Here is a 17,953-nt window from a genome sequence, read left to right on the forward strand (position 1 = left end):
TTTTTCTTTATGTTTAGCACTATTCCTCCCAGGAAATACTAAAAGGTAAAACATAGCGGGAGGAAATGAATTATGAGCTGGACAAATATATTTTTACTTGTTCAACTTGTTTTTGGCGTAATTGTCGGATTGTATTTTTGGCATTTACTTCGAAATCAGCGAACACAAAAAGTTTCAATTGATCGAGAATCGAAAAAAGAATTAGAGCAGCTTCGTAAAATGCGTGAGGTTTCTTTAACAGAGCCACTTGCGGAAAAGGTACGTCCTACATCCTTTGTAGACATTGTAGGGCAAGAAGACGGGATTAAGTCGTTAAAAGCGGCTCTTTGTGGTCCTAATCCGCAACATGTGATCATATATGGTCCGCCAGGTGTCGGAAAGACAGCGGCAGCACGCCTTGTATTAGAAGAAGCGAAACGAAATCCGAAATCTCCATTTCGTACAAATGCAACATTTATTGAACTTGATGCAACGACAGCTAGGTTTGATGAGCGTGGTATTGCGGATCCATTAATTGGTTCAGTGCATGATCCGATTTATCAAGGAGCAGGTGCAATGGGGCAAGCGGGTATCCCGCAACCGAAAAAAGGGGCTGTAACAGATGCGCATGGTGGTATTTTGTTCATTGATGAGATTGGTGAATTACATCCAATTCAAATGAATAAAATGCTAAAGGTGTTAGAAGATCGGAAAGTGTTTTTGGAAAGTGCGTATTATAGTGAAGAAAATTCGATGATTCCAACGTATATACATGATATTTTTCAAAAAGGTTTACCGGCAGATTTTCGCTTAGTTGGTGCAACGACGCGTTCACCAGAGGAAATTCCTCCTGCAATTAGGTCGCGGTGTTTAGAAGTGTTCTTCCGTGAGTTAGATACAGAAGAAATTCAAAAAGTAGCGAAAAATGCAGCTGACAAAGTGGAGATGCAAGTAGGTGAGAACGGTATCGAAATGATTGGAATGTATGCAAGAAATGGACGAGAAGCAATTAATCTCGTGCAAATTTCTGCTGGTATGGCGATAAATGAAGAACGACCTTTCATTAAAGATGAAGATATTGAGTGGGTTGTTCATTCTAGTCAGCTTACACCAAAGTACGAAAAACGTATTTATCCAATTCCAAGAATCGGTCTTGTGAACGGGCTTGCTGTATATGGGCCGAATACAGGTGCGTTATTAGAAATTGAGGTAACAGCTATTCCTGCGAAAGATAAAGGGTCAGTAAATGTCACTGGAATTGTAGAAGAGGAAAGTATTGGCAACCAAACGAAATCGATTCGTCGAAAAAGTATGGCGAAAGGTTCTGTTGATAATGTGTTAACAGTACTTCGTTCTCTAGATGTGTTGCCAGAAGGGTATGATATACATATTAATTTTCCTGGTGGTATCCCCATTGATGGTCCTTCAGCAGGTATTGCTATGGCAACAGGTGTCTATTCAGCAGTGCATCGTACGTATGTGAATAATGAAGTAGCGATGACAGGTGAGATAAGTATCCACGGAGAAGTGAAGCCTATTGGTGGTGTGTACGCAAAAATAAAAGCTGCGAAAAAAGCGGGAGCTAAGAAAGTCATCATTCCGGCTGAAAACATGCAACCATTTTTGTATACAATAAAGGGAATTGAGATCATTCCTGTTCGCAAATTAAAAGAAGTGTTTGAATTAACATTTATGCAGGAAAATATTCATCGTGAGCTTGATGCACATACTGCTTTGGACGAAACAGATGCACAATCAATGTGAGAATATACAATAATAAAATTTGCCAGACTTCGTTTAAGTTTGTATGCTTAAGCGGAGTCTTTTTTCTTTTCGTGAGGCACAAAAAAACAGGGGATTTACAATTGCGAAGAATCTCTGCAATTGCATCTAGATGTATTGTAATATAAAATAGTTGAACAGGAGTTTAATTTGTTATGGAGGTGCTATGTCTAGTATGAATACGAATGAAAGAATTGTGCCCCTCCTACCATTAAGAGGCATTCTCGTATATCCAACGATGGTTCTGCATCTTGATGTAGGACGTGATAAATCGATACAAGCACTAGAGCAGGCGGCAATGGATGAAAATATCATCTTTTTAGCGATGCAAAAAGAAATGAATATCGACGATCCGAAAGAAGATGACATATATAGTGTAGGTACAGTGGCGAAAGTGAAGCAAATGTTAAAATTGCCGAATGGTACGCTTCGTGTCCTTGTAGAAGGTTTACATAGAGCAGAAGTAGTAGAGTTTATCGAAGAAGAAAATGTGGTACAAGTTTCTATTAGAACAGTAACTGAAGAAGTAGAAGATGATTTGGAAGAGAAGGCTCTTATGCGTACGTTACTGGAGCATTTCGAACAATATATTAAAGTTTCGAAAAAAGTTTCAAATGAAACATTTGCAACGGTAGCTGATGTAGAAGAACCCGGAAGACTAGCTGATTTAATTGCTTCTCACTTACCGATTAAAACGAAGCAGAAACAAGAGATTTTAGAGATTGTATCTGTGAAAGAACGACTACATACACTTATTTCAATTATTCAAGATGAACAAGAGTTACTTAACCTAGAAAAGAAAATTGGACAAAAAGTGAAACATTCAATGGAGCGCACGCAAAAAGAATATTTCTTACGTGAGCAAATGAAGGCGATTCAAACTGAACTTGGTGATAAAGAAGGCAAGGGCGGGGAAGTTGAAGAACTTCGTGAGAAAATTGAACAGTCGGGAATGCCTGAAGAAACAATGAAGGCTGCACTGAAAGAATTAGATCGTTATGAAAAGTTACCTGTAAGTTCTGCTGAGAGTGGTGTCATTCGTAATTATATTGATTGGTTATTAGCTCTCCCGTGGACAACAGCAACAGAGGATATGATTGACCTCGCTCATTCGGAAGAAATTTTAAATAAAGATCATTACGGTCTTGAAAAAGTGAAAGAGCGAGTACTTGAATATTTAGCTGTACAGAAGTTAACGAATTCATTAAAAGGACCAATTCTTTGTCTAGTAGGACCTCCTGGGGTTGGAAAAACTTCGTTAGCACGTTCTATTGCAACATCGTTAAATCGTAATTTTGTACGTGTTTCTCTTGGTGGTGTGCGTGATGAATCTGAAATTCGTGGTCACCGTCGTACATATGTAGGAGCGATGCCAGGACGTATTATTCAAGGTATGAAAAAGGCGAAAACAGTTAATCCAGTCTTCTTATTAGATGAGATTGATAAAATGTCTAACGATTTCAGGGGAGATCCATCAGCGGCGTTACTTGAAGTGTTAGATCCAGAACAAAACCATAACTTCAGTGATCATTACATTGAAGAGCCATATGATTTATCGAAAGTTATGTTCGTTGCAACTGCTAATACACTTGCAAGTGTTCCGGGCCCATTGCTTGACCGTATGGAAATCATTTCGATTGCTGGTTATACAGAACTTGAAAAGGTGCACATTGCTCGTGAGCATTTATTGCCGAAACAATTAAAAGAGCACGGTTTGCGAAAAGGTAATTTGCAAGTGCGTGATGAAGCGCTTCTTGAAATTATTCGTTATTATACACGCGAGGCTGGTGTTCGTACGTTAGAGCGTCAAATTGCAAAAGTTTGTCGTAAAGCAGCAAAAATTATCGTTACAGCAGAACGCAAGCGCATTGTTGTAACAGAGAAAAATATTGTTGATTTACTTGGTAAGCATATATTCCGTTATGGTCAAGCTGAAAAAACAGACCAAGTTGGTATGGCAACAGGTTTAGCTTACACAGCAGCGGGCGGCGATACACTTGCAATTGAAGTGTCTGTAGCGCCAGGAAAAGGGAAATTAATTTTAACAGGGAAACTTGGGGATGTTATGAAAGAATCCGCACAAGCAGCGTTTAGCTATATTCGTTCTCGTGCAGAAGAACTTCATATTGATCCGGATTTCCATGAGAAAAACGATATTCATATTCATGTTCCAGAAGGAGCAGTTCCAAAAGATGGACCGTCAGCAGGTATTACGATGGCAACTGCACTTATTTCTGCACTAACAGGTATTCCTGTAAGTAAAGAAGTTGGTATGACAGGTGAAATTACACTTCGTGGTCGTGTATTACCAATTGGTGGTTTGAAAGAAAAAACATTAAGTGCTCACCGTGCGGGATTAACAAAAATTATTTTACCGGCGGAAAATGAGAAAGATTTAGATGATATTCCAGAGAGCGTAAAAGAAAACCTTACGTTTGTGCTTGCATCTCATTTAGACGAAGTATTGGAGCACGCATTAGTAGGAGTGAAACAATGAAAGTAACAAAAGCAGATATTGTAATTAGTGCCGTTAAACCGGAACAATATCCAGACAGTGATTTACCAGAAATCGCCTTAGCAGGTCGTTCTAATGTCGGGAAGTCTTCCTTTATTAATAAAATTTTAAATCGTAAAAAGTTAGTACGTATTTCTTCTAAACCAGGAAAAACGCAAACGCTGAACTTTTTCTTAATCAATGAAATGATGCATTTTGTTGACGTTCCAGGTTATGGATATGCGAAAGTATCTAAAACGGAGCGCGCGGCATGGGGCAGAATGATTGAGACTTACTTTACAACACGTGAGCAATTAGACGCAGCTGTATTAGTAGTTGATTTACGTCACCAACCAACAAAAGATGACGTGATGATGTATGATTTCTTAAAGCATTATGAAATCCCAACAATTATTATTGCAACGAAAGCCGATAAAATTCCGAAAGGGAAATGGCAAAAGCATTTAAAAGTTGTAAAAGAAACGCTTGCTGTTGAAATTGGGGATGAAATCGTTCTATTCTCTTCTGAAACAGGACTTGGAAAAGAAGAAGCATGGAAAGCAATTCATAAAATGACAAAAACAAAAAACGCGTGACGAATGTCGCGCGTTTTTTTTATTTACTAAAATTTTAGCGTACGTTTAATGTAACTTCAATATTTCCTCTTGTTGCTTTAGAGTAAGGACATACACCGTGAGCGGCTTCTACAAGTTCTTGTGCTTCGGCATGAGAAACACCAGCAACATGTATGTCAAGTACAGCAGATAGTCCGAAACCACCATCTGTATCTTTACCGATAGAAACCTGTGCAGTCACTTCTGTACTTTCCACTTTCACACGTTTTGTACGAATTACAAGTTGCAATGCGCTATCAAAGCAAGCTGCATAACCAGCTGCAAATAATTGTTCTGGATTTGTTGCCTCTCCGCCTGCGCCACCTAGTGCTTTTGGCATTTTTACATCAAGATTTAATATGCCATCATCTGAAACTACCTTACCGTTTCTTCCGCCTGTTGCTGTTACTGAAGCAGTATATAATTTATTCATGTTTATTCCCCTTTTCAATCATTAATTTTTTTCATTGTTCCAATTAATGTGTTTAATTGGATTAATAAAGAATGATATTCTTGCTCTGTAATTCCTAATTTTGTAGCCATCGTTGTCGGTAATGAACAAGCTATTTCTTTTAAATCTTTACCTTGTTCTGTTAATTCAATACAAACTTTTCGCTCGTCTTCTTTTGAACGAACACGTTGTACAAGTTTTAATGATTCCATCCGTTTTAACATAGGTGTTAAAGTACCAGAATCTAAAAATAGACGTTCCCCAATTTCTTTTACTGTTAGTCCGTCTTGTTCCCAGAGTACGAGTAAAGTAATGTACTGGGGATACGTAATGCCCATTTCTTCTAAATAGGGGCGGTAAAAACGGGTAACCTCTCTAGAACAAGCGTAAATAGAAAAACAAAGTTGGTTATCTAGATGCAAAGGATTTTCTTTCATAAGCAACTCCTTGTGTTTTTTAATTTTGCGCAATTTAATTTTGTAAAATCAATATAACGAAAAAGAAATACAATGTCAAATGCATTGCATTGAGAAAGTGAATACTATATTTTGGAACAATCATACATATTTTCCTTCATGATGAAAGAAGATAGAAAAGATGATGTTATAATTAATATGGAATAGTTTCCATCACTTGATTATGAGGACTTTTTTTGGTAACGTACAAATAGAGTTGTTATTTTATAATCATTATAAAGTAGAGAGTTCTTTATTAATCTTACTGAAGCTCCTTTATTACATATGGAGAATAAATAAAAAATAATCAGTTGTTCACACGATTGTCAGATTTATAAGAGGAAAGTTGTATTATGATAGTAGATAAAGTGATAAAACGGGTGAAGGGGGACATGCTGCGTGCATATTCTTGTTGTTAGTGTAAATTATCGAACAGCCCCTGTAGAATTTCGTGAGAAACTCACATTTCAGGCAGCAGAGCTAGAGCAAGCAATGACTACATTACAAAACCAAAAGAGCGTGCTAGAAAATGTCATTGTATCAACTTGTAATCGCACTGAGATTTACGCTGTTGTCGATCAATTACACACGGGACGGTATTACATTAAGAAGTTTTTAGCTGATTGGTTTCAGCTTGAAATAGAAGAAGTCGCACCATACTTGTCTATTTTTGAACAAGATGGCGCAATAGATCATTTATTCCGCGTAACGTGTGGTTTAGATTCTATGGTTGTTGGAGAGACACAAATTTTAGGTCAAATAAAAGATAGCTTTTTAGAAGCACAACAAGTAAAAGCGACAGGTACAATTTTTAATGAGTTGTTTAAGCAAGTGGTTACGTTAGCAAAACGTGCGCACTCAGAAACAACGATTGGTGAAAGTGCGATGTCTGTTAGTTATGCTGCTGTTGAGCTCGGAAAGAAAATATTTGGCGATTTAACAGATTGTCATGTACTTATTCTTGGTGCGGGTAAGATGGGTGAACTTGCACTGCAAAACTTATACGGAAGTGGAGCTCGTAAAGTAACAGTTATGAATAGGACGCTTACGAAAGCGGAAGTGATGGCTGAGAAATATATGGGACATGCAAAGCCTTTAAGTGAATTGCAATGTGCATTATTAGAAGCGGATATTTTAATTAGTTCAACGGGTGCATCAGAATATGTCATTACGAAAGAAATGATGACAAAAGTAGAGAGAATGCGCTCTGGTCGTCCGTTATTTATGGTTGATATTGCAGTACCACGTGATATTGATCCTGCGATTGATGAATTAGAAGGCTCTTTCTTATATGATATCGACGATCTGCAAGGTGTAGTTGAAGCAAACCGTGCTGAACGTTTAAAAGAAGCAGAGAAAATTCAATTTATGATTGAAGAGGAAATGGTTTTATTTAAAACGTGGTTAAGTACGCTTGGTGTTGTGCCGTTAATATCGGCTCTTCGTGATAAAGCGCTAGCAATTCAAAGTGATACGATGGAAAGTCTTGAGCGAAAAATACCAAACCTTAGTGATCGTGAGAAAAAAGTAATTAGTAAACATACGAAAAGTATTATTAATCAATTGTTAAAAGACCCAATTTTAGTAGCTAAAGAACTAGCTGTTGAAGAGGGAGCTGGCGAAAAATTAGCTTTATTTGCGAAGATTTTTGATTTAGAAGTGGAAGAAGCGGGAAATACGGAAGAAGTAGAACATAAAAGAGCGTGGACACCATCCGTTCCATCTTTATAACTTGGAAGGATGATCGGATGAGTTTTTTAAATAACAGTATTATTTATCATATTGCAATTATTTTATATGCTTGTAGCATTAGTTTATATTTTATAGATTATTTTCAAAGTAACCGAAAGGCGAACCGATTTGCTTTTTGGTTACTTTCGATTGTATGGGTATTGCAGTCTATCTTTATGTTGCTGAGGGCTACAGATTCAGAAACGAATCCTATTTTAACTTTATTGTCAGGGATTTATTTTTATGTTTGGTTATTGATTACGATGTCATTAGTCATTAATCGATTTATGCGCATTGACTTTTTAGTCTTTTTTACAAATGTTGTAGCATTTGGCGTAAGCGCTTTTTCTATTTTTACACCGCTCGGAAAGATGTCGCCAGTACTTGCAGAGCAATTAGTTTCAGAACTTGTATACGTGCATGTCGGTATGGCGATTATTTCTTATGCAACGTTTACTGTATCGTTTATTTTTTCTATTATGTATTTATTGCAATATCGGCTATTAAAAAAGAAAAAATGGAATGCGAGATTAAGAAGATTAGGAAATTTACCGAAGCTTGAATCTATGTCTTACGGATTAAATTTATTTTCTGTTCCATTTTTCTTATTAGCAATTATATTAGGATGCATATGGGGATATACAAAATTGGATAATTTCCATTGGTATGATACGAAAGTAATCGGGTCTTTTGTCGTTCTATTTGTATATTGTGCAGGCTTATATTTACGAGCGGCAGATGTGTTGCAAGGTAAGAAAATTGTGCAGTGGAATATCGGGGCATTTCTCGTAATGCTAGTTAACATTTTTCTATTAAGCAGTTTATCTAATTTCCACTTTTGGTATTTATAATGAGGAGAGAGAATTATGCGCAAAATTATTGTAGGTTCACGAAAGAGTAAACTAGCATTAACACAAACAAATTGGTTTATCGATCAATTAAAAGCGCTTGGTTTACCATATGAATTTGAAGTGAAAGAAATCGTCACAAAAGGTGATGTTATTTTAGATGTTACTCTTTCAAAAGTAGGCGGAAAAGGTTTATTTGTAAAGGAAATTGAACACGCGTTACTTACGAAAGAAATTGATATGGCTGTACATAGTATGAAAGATATGCCAGCTGTACTTCCAGATGGATTAACGATTGGTTGTACACCAAAGCGCGTTGACCCTCGTGATGCTTTTATTTCTAAAAACGGAGAATCGTTTAAAGACTTAGCAGAAGGCGCGATCTTAGGGACTAGTAGTTTGAGACGTAGTGCACAACTACTAGCTGCGAGACCAGATTTACAAGTGAAATGGATTCGCGGGAATATCGATACACGCTTACGTAAGTTAAAAGATGAAGATTACGATGCAATTATTTTAGCGACAGCTGGATTACAGAGAATGGGCTGGGACGGAGAAGTTATTACAGAACATTTAGATGAAACGTTATGTGTACCAGCCGTAGGACAAGGTGCATTAGCGATTGAATGTCGTGAGGATGATAAGGATTTACTTCAGTTGTTAGCACATATTAATGATGCAGTAACAGAAAGAACAGTGGCTGCTGAACGAGTATTTCTTCATAAACTTGAAGGTGGATGCCAAGTTCCAATCGCTGGATATGCAACTCTTAAAGAAAATGATGCAATCGAATTAACAGCGCTTGTCGGTTCTATGGACGGTTCTGTTTTATTGAAAGAGATAGTAGTAGGCATTGATCCGAAGCAAGTTGGATTAGAGGCTGCGGACCGTTTAATTAAACAAGGAGCAAAAGAGCTCATCCTTGCTGCAAATAAGGAGCAACAATAAATATGGATGCTCTCGCTGGCAAAATAGTATTGATTACACGTGCCCAGCATCAAGCGAAACAAATGAGTGTAGCAGTGAAAGAAAGGAGCGGAATTCCATTGGAAATTCCGCTTTTGCGTATGGAAGGCACATCTCATAGGCAAATTCAACGTATAACAAGGCAACTACATTCGTATGACTGGGTTATTTTTACGAGTAAAAATGGTGTAGCTTTTTTTATAGATGGTTTGAAAAAGAAAATACCATTAACTATTAAAATCGCTGCGGTAGGCGTGAAAACAAAATTAGAGTTAGAAAAAAGGGGCTATCAAGTTCATTTTGTTCCGACCTCATTTGTTGCAGAAGCATTTGCCGAAGAGTTTCTAAAAGAATTAAGTGGAAACGAGCGTATTTTATTTCCGAAAGGGAATTTAGCAAGAGATGTAATCCCGGTTAAACTTAGGGAGTTTGGTGTTTTTCTAGATGAGCTAATCGTATATGGTACGAAGGTGAATGTAGAGAAAAAACAAGAACTTATAGCAGCATTGAAATTAGGGGAAGTAAATATTATTACATTTACGAGCCCGTCAACTGTTGATAGTTTTGTTCGTTTACTTGAGGGTACAAACTGGAGAGAATGGACGAAAAAATGTACAATTGCTTGTATAGGACCTATTACGGAAAAAGAGGCGAACCTTTATTTTCCACATGTTATTGTGCCGAAAGAGTACACTGTAGAAGCATTACTACAATGCATTTGTGAATCTATAAAGTGAAACTTTAATTAGTGGGGGGGGTTCATCCCCACTAATTATTAGCCTTCACCAATCGGGCGTTTACGGGCAGCAGGGCTTCCACCTAACTTCTTTGCTCCAGCTGAATTTTGAGGTGGGTGTTTTACTGCCCGTTAACGCGGGATAAAATAAAAGAATGGGGATAGAAATCTATGAATTCTTTACAATTTAATCGTCATCGTCGTCTAAGACAAGGCGGGGGCATGCGTGCACTTGTGCGTGAAACATTTTTACATACAGAAGATTTTATTTACCCTATTTTTGTATTAGAAGGAGAAAATACTCGTAATGAAGTTCCTTCTATGCCAGGCGTATATCAAATGTCTTTAGATTTATTGCAAGCTGAAATGCAAGAGGTCGTTGATTTAGGTATTCGTTCTGTTATTGTATTTGGTTTACCTGCTGAAAAGGACGAAGTTGGATCATCGGCATATTGTGAGCATGGAATTGTACAGCGTGCAATTAAGCAAATTAAGGATGAGTTCCCAGAGCTAGTAGTAGTTGCAGATACATGTTTATGTCAATTCACAAGCCATGGTCATTGCGGTGTTATTGAAGATGGCGTTATTTTAAATGATGAGTCTCTTGCAGCTCTTGCAAAAACAGCTGTAAGTCAAGCGAAAGCAGGGGCGGACATTATTGCACCATCTAACATGATGGACGGATTCGTAACAGCAATTCGCCATGCATTAGATGAAAATGGTTTCGCGCACGTACCAGTTATGTCGTACGCTGTGAAATATTCATCAGCATTTTACGGACCGTTCCGTGATGCAGCACACGGTGCACCGCAGTTTGGTGACCGTAAAACATATCAAATGGACCCAGCGAACCGTATGGAAGCATTCCGTGAAGCAGAATCAGATGTAATGGAAGGGGCCGACTTCTTAATTGTAAAGCCAGCTCTTTCTTATTTAGATATCGTTCGTGATGTGAAAAATAACTTTAACTTACCAGTCGTTGCTTATAACGTAAGTGGTGAATATTCGATGATTAAAGCAGCGGCGCAAAATGGTTGGATTAATGAAAAAGAAGTTGTACTTGAGAAATTAATTAGCATGAAACGCGCAGGAGCAGACTTGATTATTACGTATCATGCAAAAGATGCAGCAAGATGGTTACAAGAAGGAGGCGCTAAATAATGAAAAAGTTTGATAAGTCGATTGCGGCGTTTGAAGAGGCTCAAGATTTAATGCCTGGAGGCGTAAATAGCCCTGTTCGTGCTTTTAAGTCTGTTGGTATGAATCCGCTGTTTATGGAGCGCGGAAAAGGCTCTAAAGTATATGATATCGATGGGAATGAATACATCGATTACGTATTATCGTGGGGACCTTTAATTCATGGTCATGCGAACGATCGTGTTGTTGAGGCTTTAAAAGCTGTTGCTGAAAAAGGAACAAGCTTTGGTGCACCAACAGAAATTGAAAATAAATTAGCGCAGCTTGTTATCGAGCGTGTACCATCAATTGAGATTGTGCGTATGGTTAACTCTGGAACAGAGGCGACAATGAGTGCACTACGTTTAGCTCGTGGTTACACTGGACGTAACAAAATTTTGAAATTCATTGGTTGTTATCACGGCCATGGTGATTCTTTATTGATTAAAGCAGGTTCGGGTGTAGCGACGCTAGGTTTACCAGATAGTCCTGGTGTACCAGAGGGTGTAGCGAAAAATACGATTACAGTAGCGTACAACGATTTAGAAAGTGTAAAATATGCTTTCGAACAATTCGGTGATGACATCGCTTGTATAATTGTAGAACCAGTGGCAGGGAATATGGGTGTTGTTCCTCCACAACCAGGATTTTTAGAAGGACTTCGTGAAGTGACAGAGCAAAACGGTGCACTACTTATTTTTGATGAAGTAATGACAGGATTCCGTGTTGCTTATAATTGTGGACAAGGTTACTACGGTGTAACTCCTGACTTAACTTGTTTAGGTAAAGTAATCGGTGGTGGTCTACCGGTAGGAGCATACGGTGGTAAGGCAGAGATTATGCGTCAAGTTGCACCAAGCGGACCGATTTATCAAGCTGGAACATTATCGGGTAATCCACTTGCAATGACAGCAGGTTATGAAACGTTAGTGCAGTTAACGCCAGAATCATATGTGGAATTTGAGCGTAAAGCAGAAATGTTAGAAGCTGGACTACGTAAGGCGGCTGAAAAGCATAATATCCCGCATCACATTAATCGTGCAGGTTCTATGATTGGTATTTTCTTTACAGATGAGCAGGTTATTAATTATGATGCAGCAAAATCTTCAAACTTAGAATTCTTTGCAGCTTACTATCGTGAAATGGTAGAACAAGGTGTATTTTTACCACCTTCTCAATTTGAAGGTTTATTCTTATCGACAGCACATAGTGATGCAGATATTGAGGCGACAATTGCGGCGGCCGAAATTGCAATGTCAAAATTAAAAGCATAATTTCTTAGAGAAAATCGCTCTCCATAAGGGGAGTGATTTTTTTTATTCATAAAGTAGGCCGTAGATACATAAATCTGTAATGACATATAGTTTGGGAGGGGGAAAAGAAGTGGCAACAGATCATTCATTACGATTTTCGTTAAAAGAATCTGTTTGGTTCCAAAAGGGACAGGAAGTCGAAGAACTTTTGTCAATTTCGTTAGATCCAGACGTTGAGATAGAAGAGCTCGATCATGAAGTTATCGTGAGAGGGCAATTAGATTTAACGGGAGAGTACGTTGCAAGGCAAGATGATTCAGCTTATTCATTAAGAGAGCTATCACCAGCAAAGGCAATTGATTATGTAGAAACAAGGGAAGACGGGGTTAATGAGCTTGTCCATTCCTTTCCGCTCGAAATATCAATTCCAAGAAATCGAGTGAAAGTAATTGAAGAATTATATGTATCAATCGAGGAATTTGATTATGAATTAAAGGAAACTGGTTGCTTACAACTGTTAGCGGATATATCTATTACAGGTTTATGTGACGAGGAAAGAACCGAGGATGAAGAGGAAGAGACGGTTTATGCCGAGTTGGAAGCTGATTCGGCTGAAGAGGATGAAAGTAGACCTGCGCCGCACGAAGAGGTACCAGCCTATAAAGAATCAGATGGATGGGAAGATTATGCATTTGAACCGTTTCAGCTAGAAGAAAGAAAAGAGCAAGAAATAGAAGAAGAGGCATTAGAAGAACATGAACTTGTGGAGCGTGAAGAGGAGAAAGAAACGACGCCGCAATTTGAATTGTTCGGGCGGAAAAATTTCAAGAAAGAAAAAGCGAAAAAGCAGGAAGAGCCAGAGGAAGAAGCATATTCACAGCGAGATGAAAATGCACTTTATTTAACGAAATTATTTACGAAAGAACCAGAAGAAGAATTTACGAAGTTAAGAATGTACTTCGTACAAGAAGGAGATACAATTGAATCGGTTGCAGAACGTTATGAAACGACTGTACAAAACTTATATCGTGTAAATCAATCAGAAGATATATATTTAACTACAGGGCAAATTATATATATTCCTGTTTCGAAAGCAACGGCGAAATAAGTGAGTGAGTTTTTTCACTCACCTCTTTTCTTTTCCTAGAAGCTATGTTTTGAATAAGAAAGGGTTATTCGTATGGATATTGAATTACGAAATCGCTATGAACCCATTGTGAGGCAATATAGATTGGACACTCAGCATATGGAAGAGCACGGAAGTGTAATGAAAATTTATACGAATCAAGGTCCGTATGCGTTAAAGAAAATACAAGATAGAAAATTAGAGCGGAATAATTTTTTGCACCATATTCAATATTTGAAGGAGAAAGGTTTTTCGAATTATGTACCTATCTATCATACGACGGACGGGAATTATGTTTTAAGTGATGGGACGTATAGTTATTATTTAATGCCTTGGTTAGAACGTGCGGAAGGAAATGGCGAAGATAATGATCAATACCATAAGATGTTTCAAACGCTCGGGACGTTGCATCAAAAAACGGTGAAAGAGGAGACTTATACAGAAGAAGATTTAGAAAAACATTATACAAATATATCCGACCGTTGGGAGAATGATGGTGAGATATTAGAAGAGTTTCTTTTAGAATCTGAAGCGAAGTGGTATATGTCCCCATTTGAATTACAATATTGTACGTATTATCACCATGTTATGAGAGCGCGTGAGTTTGCAACGAAACAATTAAGTGAATGGCATGATGCAATGAAAGAAAAGGAAAAAACACGTACTACTTTCGTTCATGGAAATGTATCGCTTAATCACTTTTTATTTGATTATGAACGAAACGGTTATTTTATTAGTTTAGAAAAGTCTCAGTTTGCTACACCGGTACAGGATATCGTCAGCTTTTATTCAAGGTCTTTGAACACATATCCAATTGCGCGGAGTGACCGCTTTGAATGGTATCAAATGTATCAAAAAAATTTTCCATTTACGAAAGAGGAGCAGCTTCTTATGTTTGCGTATATGACGTACCCGTCGCATTTTATTCGGCAAATTCAGTCGTATACGAAAAGAAGAAAGAGTCGTAATGAAGAAAATGAGCTTCGCGGGGTGAAAATTCTGCAGCAATCGCATTGGCTCATTAGTAATACAGAATATTTCCTTTCGCAATTACAAGCTGCCCAGCAAGGGAACGGATAAAGAAGATAAGTAGGGAGAACCCTGCTTATCTTTTTTTATTAGTTCCATAAAGAGATAAAGGTCGTAGTTTCAAATTTATCTTGACGAATAAGGTTTCGTTTTTTACACTATTGTATATAATAATTAACAATCACATAAATGCATTGAAGGGGAAGAGTATAACATGAAACGTCTTCAGAGAGGGGAACCATTGGCTGGGAGGTTCTCTAGATAGTTATGTTAGAAGGTAGCCCTGGAGCATCTTTTCTGAACGGAATGATTCTTATTAGGAAAAGACGGATTTGTCCGTTATCAAATTAAGAGTATAAGCAAATTCTGAATTTGTTTGTAAATAAAGGTGGTACCGCGATGTCCCTCGTCCTTTTTTGGATGAGGGGCATTTTTTATTTCAAGGAGGGAAAATAATGTCAAACACGGAAAAGAATTTACCAACTAAATATGATCATATGTCCGTTGAGGAAGGCCTTTACAAGTGGTGGCTTGAAGGCAAATATTTCGAAGCAACAGGAGATGAGAAGAAACAACCATATACAATTGTAATTCCACCTCCGAACGTAACTGGTAAGTTACACTTAGGTCATGCTTGGGATACGACGCTTCAAGATATTTTAACTCGTACAAAGCGTATGCAAGGTTACGATGTATTATGGCTTCCAGGAATGGACCATGCCGGTATCGCAACGCAAGCGAAAGTAGAAGGAAAACTTCGTGAAGAAGGTATTTCACGTTACGATCTTGGCCGTGAGAAATTCCTTGAAAAAGCTTGGGAATGGAAAGAAGAATACGCTTCTCACATTCGTCAACAATGGGGGAAAGTTGGTTTAGGACTAGACTATTCTCGTGAACGCTTCACATTAGACGAAGGTTTATCTAACGCTGTTAATAAAGTATTCGTTCAATTATATGAAAAAGGCTTAATTTACCGCGGTGAGTATATCATCAACTGGGATCCAGCAACACGCACAGCTCTTTCTGATATTGAAGTAATTCATAAAGAAGTTCAAGGTGCATTCTACCATATGAACTATCCGTTAACAGACGGTTCTGGTCACATTCGCCTTGCAACTACTCGTCCAGAAACAATGCTTGGTGATACAGCGGTAGCAGTTCATCCAGAAGATGATCGCTACAAACATTTAATCGGAAAAACAGTTACACTTCCAATCGTAGGCCGTGAGATTCCGATTATTGCTGATGAATACGTAGAAAAAGACTTTGGAACAGGCGTTGTAAAAATTACACCAGCTCATGACCCGAATGACTTTGAAGTAGGTAACCGTCATGACTTACCACGTATCTTAGTAATGAACGAAAATGGAACGATGAACGAAAAAGCTGGTAAGTATAACGGTATGGATCGTTTCGAATGCCGTAAAGAGTTAGTGAAAGACTTACAAGAAGCTGGCGTATTAGTAGAAATCGAGCCTCATATGCACTCAGTAGGTCATAGTGAGCGTAGCGGTGCAGTTGTTGAGCCTTATTTATCAACACAATGGTTCGTAAAAATGGCTCCACTTGCTGAAAAAGCAGTAGAGCTTCAACAAAAAGAAGAAGAAAAAGTAACGTTCGTACCAGAGCGTTTTGAAAACACATACTTACGCTGGATGGAAAACATTCATGACTGGTGTATTTCTCGTCAGTTATGGTGGGGACACCGCATTCCAGCTTGGTATCATAAAGAAACTGGTGAAGTATACGTAGGTACAGAAGCGCCAGTAGATCTTGAAAACTGGAATCAAGATAATGACGTGCTTGATACATGGTTTAGTTCAGCATTATGGCCATTCTCAACACTTGGCTGGCCGAATGAAGATGCAGCAGACTTTAAAAAGTTCTATTCAACAGATGCTTTAGTAACTGGTTATGACATCATCTTCTTCTGGGTATCTCGTATGATTTTCCAAGGTTTAGAGTTTACAGGAGAGCGTCCATTTAAAGATGTATTAATTCACGGTTTAGTTCGTGATGAGCAAGGACGTAAAATGAGTAAATCTCTTGGTAACGGTATTGATCCGATGGATGTTATCGAGAAGTACGGTGCAGATGCGATGCGTTACTTCTTATCAACAGGAAGTGCACCAGGTCAAGATTTACGTTTCAGCATGGAAAAAGTAGAATCTACTTGGAACTTCATTAATAAAATTTGGAACGCATCACGTTTCGTATTAATGAACATGGATGACATGAAGTATGAAGAAATCGATTTAACTGGTGAAAAATCAGTTGCGGATAAGTGGATTTTAACTCGCTTAAACGAAACAATCGAAAGCGTAACACGTAACATGGATAAATATGAGTTCGGTGAAGCTGGTCGTTCATTATACAACTTCATTTGGGATGATTTCTGTGACTGGTACATTGAAATGGCGAAACTTCCACTATACGGTGAAGATGAAGCAGCTAAGAAAACAACTCGTTCTATTTTAGCTTACGTATTAGACCAAACAATGCGTCTATTACATCCATTCATGCCATTTGTAACAGAGAAAATTTGGCAGCATTTACCGCATGAAGGCGAGTCTATTACAGTAGCAGCATGGCCAACAGTTCGCGAAGATTTACAAGATAAAGAAGCGGCAGCAGAAATGCACCTTCTAGTTGATATCATTCGCTCTGTTCGTAACATCCGTGCGGAAGTAAATACGCCAATGAGCAAAAAAGTTCAAATGCAAATTAAAGCAAAAGACGAGGTAGTACTAGCTCAGCTTACGAAAAACAGCTCTTACATTGAGCGTTTCTGTAACCCAAGTGAACTAACAATTAAGATTGATTTACAAGCGCCAGAAAAAGCGATGACTGCAATCGTATCAGGTGCAGAGTTATTCTTACCATTAGCTGATCTTATCAATCTTGATGAAGAGAAAGCGCGTCTTGAAAAAGAACTTGAGAAGTTCGATAAAGAAGTAGAACGTGTACAGAAGAAACTTTCAAACCAAGGATTCGTAGCGAAAGCTCCTGCAGAAGTTATTGACGGAGAGCGTGCGAAAGAGCAAGATTATCTAGAAAAACGCGAAGCAGTTCGTCAACGTCTAGCTGATCTTGAAAAATAAAGTGAAACTTTAATCAGTGGGGGTTTTGTTCATCCCCCACTGATTATTAGCCTTCACCAATCGGGCGTTTACGGGAAGCACGACTCCCGCCCAACTTCTTTGCTCTAGCTGAATTTTGAGGTGGGAGTCTTACTGCCCGGCAAATAGCGGGATAAAAATATTTTTCAGAGACTCACTATATTGGTGAGTCTCTTTTCTTTGCGTATAATAGA

General features: G+C 38.2%; 14 protein-coding genes and 1 other annotated feature. Of the genes, 12 read left to right on the top strand and 2 right to left on the bottom strand.

Going from position 1 to position 17,953, the window contains the following annotated elements; translation table 11 throughout:
• Nucleotides 1-72 precede the first annotated feature (72 nt).
• The 3 genes from lonB (at nucleotide 73) to ysxC (ending at nucleotide 4,851) form a co-directional block, all read left to right on the top strand.
• Complete coding sequence (gene lonB, locus MR071_RS16285) at nucleotides 73-1,743, top strand: ATP-dependent protease LonB (RefSeq protein ID WP_142395745.1); 1,671 nt, start codon at nucleotides 73-75, stop codon at nucleotides 1,741-1,743.
• Nucleotides 1,744-1,927: 184 nt separating this feature from the next.
• A complete protein-coding gene (gene lon, locus MR071_RS16290; RefSeq protein ID WP_242236950.1) occupies nucleotides 1,928-4,258 on the top strand; it encodes an endopeptidase La in 2,331 nt (776 codons plus the stop codon).
• A complete protein-coding gene (gene ysxC / locus MR071_RS16295; RefSeq protein ID WP_105584358.1) occupies nucleotides 4,255-4,851 on the top strand; it encodes a ribosome biogenesis GTP-binding protein YsxC in 597 nt (198 codons plus the stop codon). The genes lon and ysxC overlap by 4 nt, the downstream gene beginning before the upstream one ends.
• Before the next feature lie 34 nt (nucleotides 4,852-4,885).
• Here ysxC and MR071_RS16300 read toward each other — a convergent pair whose 3' ends face one another.
• Both MR071_RS16300 and MR071_RS16305 read right to left on the bottom strand, forming a co-directional pair.
• Nucleotides 4,886-5,302, bottom strand: coding sequence for an organic hydroperoxide resistance protein (locus MR071_RS16300; RefSeq protein ID WP_105584359.1), 417 nt, complete (start codon nucleotides 5,300-5,302; stop codon nucleotides 4,886-4,888).
• Nucleotides 5,303-5,316: 14 nt separating this feature from the next.
• Nucleotides 5,317-5,757 carry a MarR family winged helix-turn-helix transcriptional regulator gene (locus tag MR071_RS16305; RefSeq protein ID WP_105584360.1) on the bottom strand — a complete coding sequence of 147 codons (441 nt, stop codon included), beginning with the start codon at nucleotides 5,755-5,757 and terminating at the stop codon, nucleotides 5,317-5,319.
• A 417-nt stretch (nucleotides 5,758-6,174) separates the two neighbouring features.
• Between MR071_RS16305 and hemA the strand changes: the two genes are divergently transcribed.
• From hemA to MR071_RS16350, 9 genes are all read left to right on the top strand, one after another.
• On the top strand, nucleotides 6,175-7,506 hold the full coding sequence (gene hemA / locus MR071_RS16310; RefSeq protein WP_002034196.1) for a glutamyl-tRNA reductase: 1,332 nt from the start codon (nucleotides 6,175-6,177) through the stop codon (nucleotides 7,504-7,506).
• 17 nt (nucleotides 7,507-7,523) lie between these two features.
• Nucleotides 7,524-8,357: a cytochrome c biogenesis protein gene (locus MR071_RS16315; RefSeq protein ID WP_105584361.1), complete on the top strand. Its 834-nt coding sequence runs from the start codon at nucleotides 7,524-7,526 to the stop codon at nucleotides 8,355-8,357.
• 15 nt (nucleotides 8,358-8,372) lie between these two features.
• Nucleotides 8,373-9,302: a hydroxymethylbilane synthase gene (gene hemC / locus MR071_RS16320; RefSeq protein WP_105584362.1), complete on the top strand. Its 930-nt coding sequence runs from the start codon at nucleotides 8,373-8,375 to the stop codon at nucleotides 9,300-9,302.
• 2 nt (nucleotides 9,303-9,304) lie between these two features.
• Nucleotides 9,305-10,057, top strand: coding sequence for a uroporphyrinogen-III synthase (gene hemD / locus MR071_RS16325; RefSeq protein ID WP_242236953.1), 753 nt, complete (start codon nucleotides 9,305-9,307; stop codon nucleotides 10,055-10,057).
• A gap of 170 nt (nucleotides 10,058-10,227) precedes the next feature.
• Complete coding sequence (hemB, locus tag MR071_RS16330) at nucleotides 10,228-11,217, top strand: porphobilinogen synthase (RefSeq protein WP_242236956.1); 990 nt, start codon at nucleotides 10,228-10,230, stop codon at nucleotides 11,215-11,217.
• The gene (gene hemL / locus MR071_RS16335) at nucleotides 11,217-12,506 is read left to right on the top strand and encodes a glutamate-1-semialdehyde 2,1-aminomutase (protein WP_105584364.1); all 1,290 of its coding nucleotides are present in this window, start codon (nucleotides 11,217-11,219) and stop codon (nucleotides 12,504-12,506) included. The genes hemB and hemL overlap by 1 nt, the downstream gene beginning before the upstream one ends.
• A gap of 79 nt (nucleotides 12,507-12,585) precedes the next feature.
• Entirely contained in the window at nucleotides 12,586-13,593 is a 1,008-nt protein-coding gene (gene spoVID / locus MR071_RS16340) for a stage VI sporulation protein D (RefSeq protein ID WP_181149431.1), read from the top strand.
• Nucleotides 13,594-13,665: 72 nt separating this feature from the next.
• Nucleotides 13,666-14,691 (top strand): spore coat protein YsxE, encoded by a 1,026-nt coding sequence (gene ysxE / locus MR071_RS16345; protein ID WP_105584366.1) that lies wholly within the window; start codon nucleotides 13,666-13,668, stop codon nucleotides 14,689-14,691.
• Nucleotides 14,692-14,825: 134 nt separating this feature from the next.
• Nucleotides 14,826-15,057: a binding site (T-box leader), on the top strand.
• Between the two features lie 38 nt (nucleotides 15,058-15,095).
• Entirely contained in the window at nucleotides 15,096-17,741 is a 2,646-nt protein-coding gene (locus tag MR071_RS16350) for a valine--tRNA ligase (protein ID WP_105584367.1), read from the top strand.
• The last annotated feature ends 212 nt before the right edge of the window (nucleotides 17,742-17,953 follow it).

The sequence above is a fragment of the Bacillus cereus group sp. BfR-BA-01316 genome (assembly GCF_022664195.1).
GTDB lineage: Bacteria > Bacillota > Bacilli > Bacillales > Bacillaceae_G > Bacillus_A.

What these genes read in the sequence shown, in the direction of transcription:
- lonB (WP_142395745.1), top strand. Translation starts at nt 73, where the DNA reads ATGAGCTGGACAAATATATTTTTACTTGTTCAACTTGTTTTTGGCGTA.
- lon (WP_242236950.1), top strand. Translation starts at nt 1,928, where the DNA reads ATGTCTAGTATGAATACGAATGAAAGAATTGTGCCCCTCCTACCATTA.
- ysxC (WP_105584358.1), top strand. Translation starts at nt 4,255, where the DNA reads ATGAAAGTAACAAAAGCAGATATTGTAATTAGTGCCGTTAAACCGGAA.
- MR071_RS16300 (WP_105584359.1), bottom strand. Translation starts at nt 5,302, where the DNA reads ATGAATAAATTATATACTGCTTCAGTAACAGCAACAGGCGGAAGAAAC.
- MR071_RS16305 (WP_105584360.1), bottom strand. Translation starts at nt 5,757, where the DNA reads ATGAAAGAAAATCCTTTGCATCTAGATAACCAACTTTGTTTTTCTATT.
- MR071_RS16315 (WP_105584361.1), top strand. Translation starts at nt 7,524, where the DNA reads ATGAGTTTTTTAAATAACAGTATTATTTATCATATTGCAATTATTTTA.
- hemC (WP_105584362.1), top strand. Translation starts at nt 8,373, where the DNA reads ATGCGCAAAATTATTGTAGGTTCACGAAAGAGTAAACTAGCATTAACA.
- hemD (WP_242236953.1), top strand. Translation starts at nt 9,305, where the DNA reads ATGGATGCTCTCGCTGGCAAAATAGTATTGATTACACGTGCCCAGCAT.
- hemB (WP_242236956.1), top strand. Translation starts at nt 10,228, where the DNA reads ATGAATTCTTTACAATTTAATCGTCATCGTCGTCTAAGACAAGGCGGG.
- hemL (WP_105584364.1), top strand. Translation starts at nt 11,217, where the DNA reads ATGAAAAAGTTTGATAAGTCGATTGCGGCGTTTGAAGAGGCTCAAGAT.
- spoVID (WP_181149431.1), top strand. Translation starts at nt 12,586, where the DNA reads ATGACATATAGTTTGGGAGGGGGAAAAGAAGTGGCAACAGATCATTCA.
- ysxE (WP_105584366.1), top strand. Translation starts at nt 13,666, where the DNA reads ATGGATATTGAATTACGAAATCGCTATGAACCCATTGTGAGGCAATAT.
- MR071_RS16350 (WP_105584367.1), top strand. Translation starts at nt 15,096, where the DNA reads ATGTCAAACACGGAAAAGAATTTACCAACTAAATATGATCATATGTCC.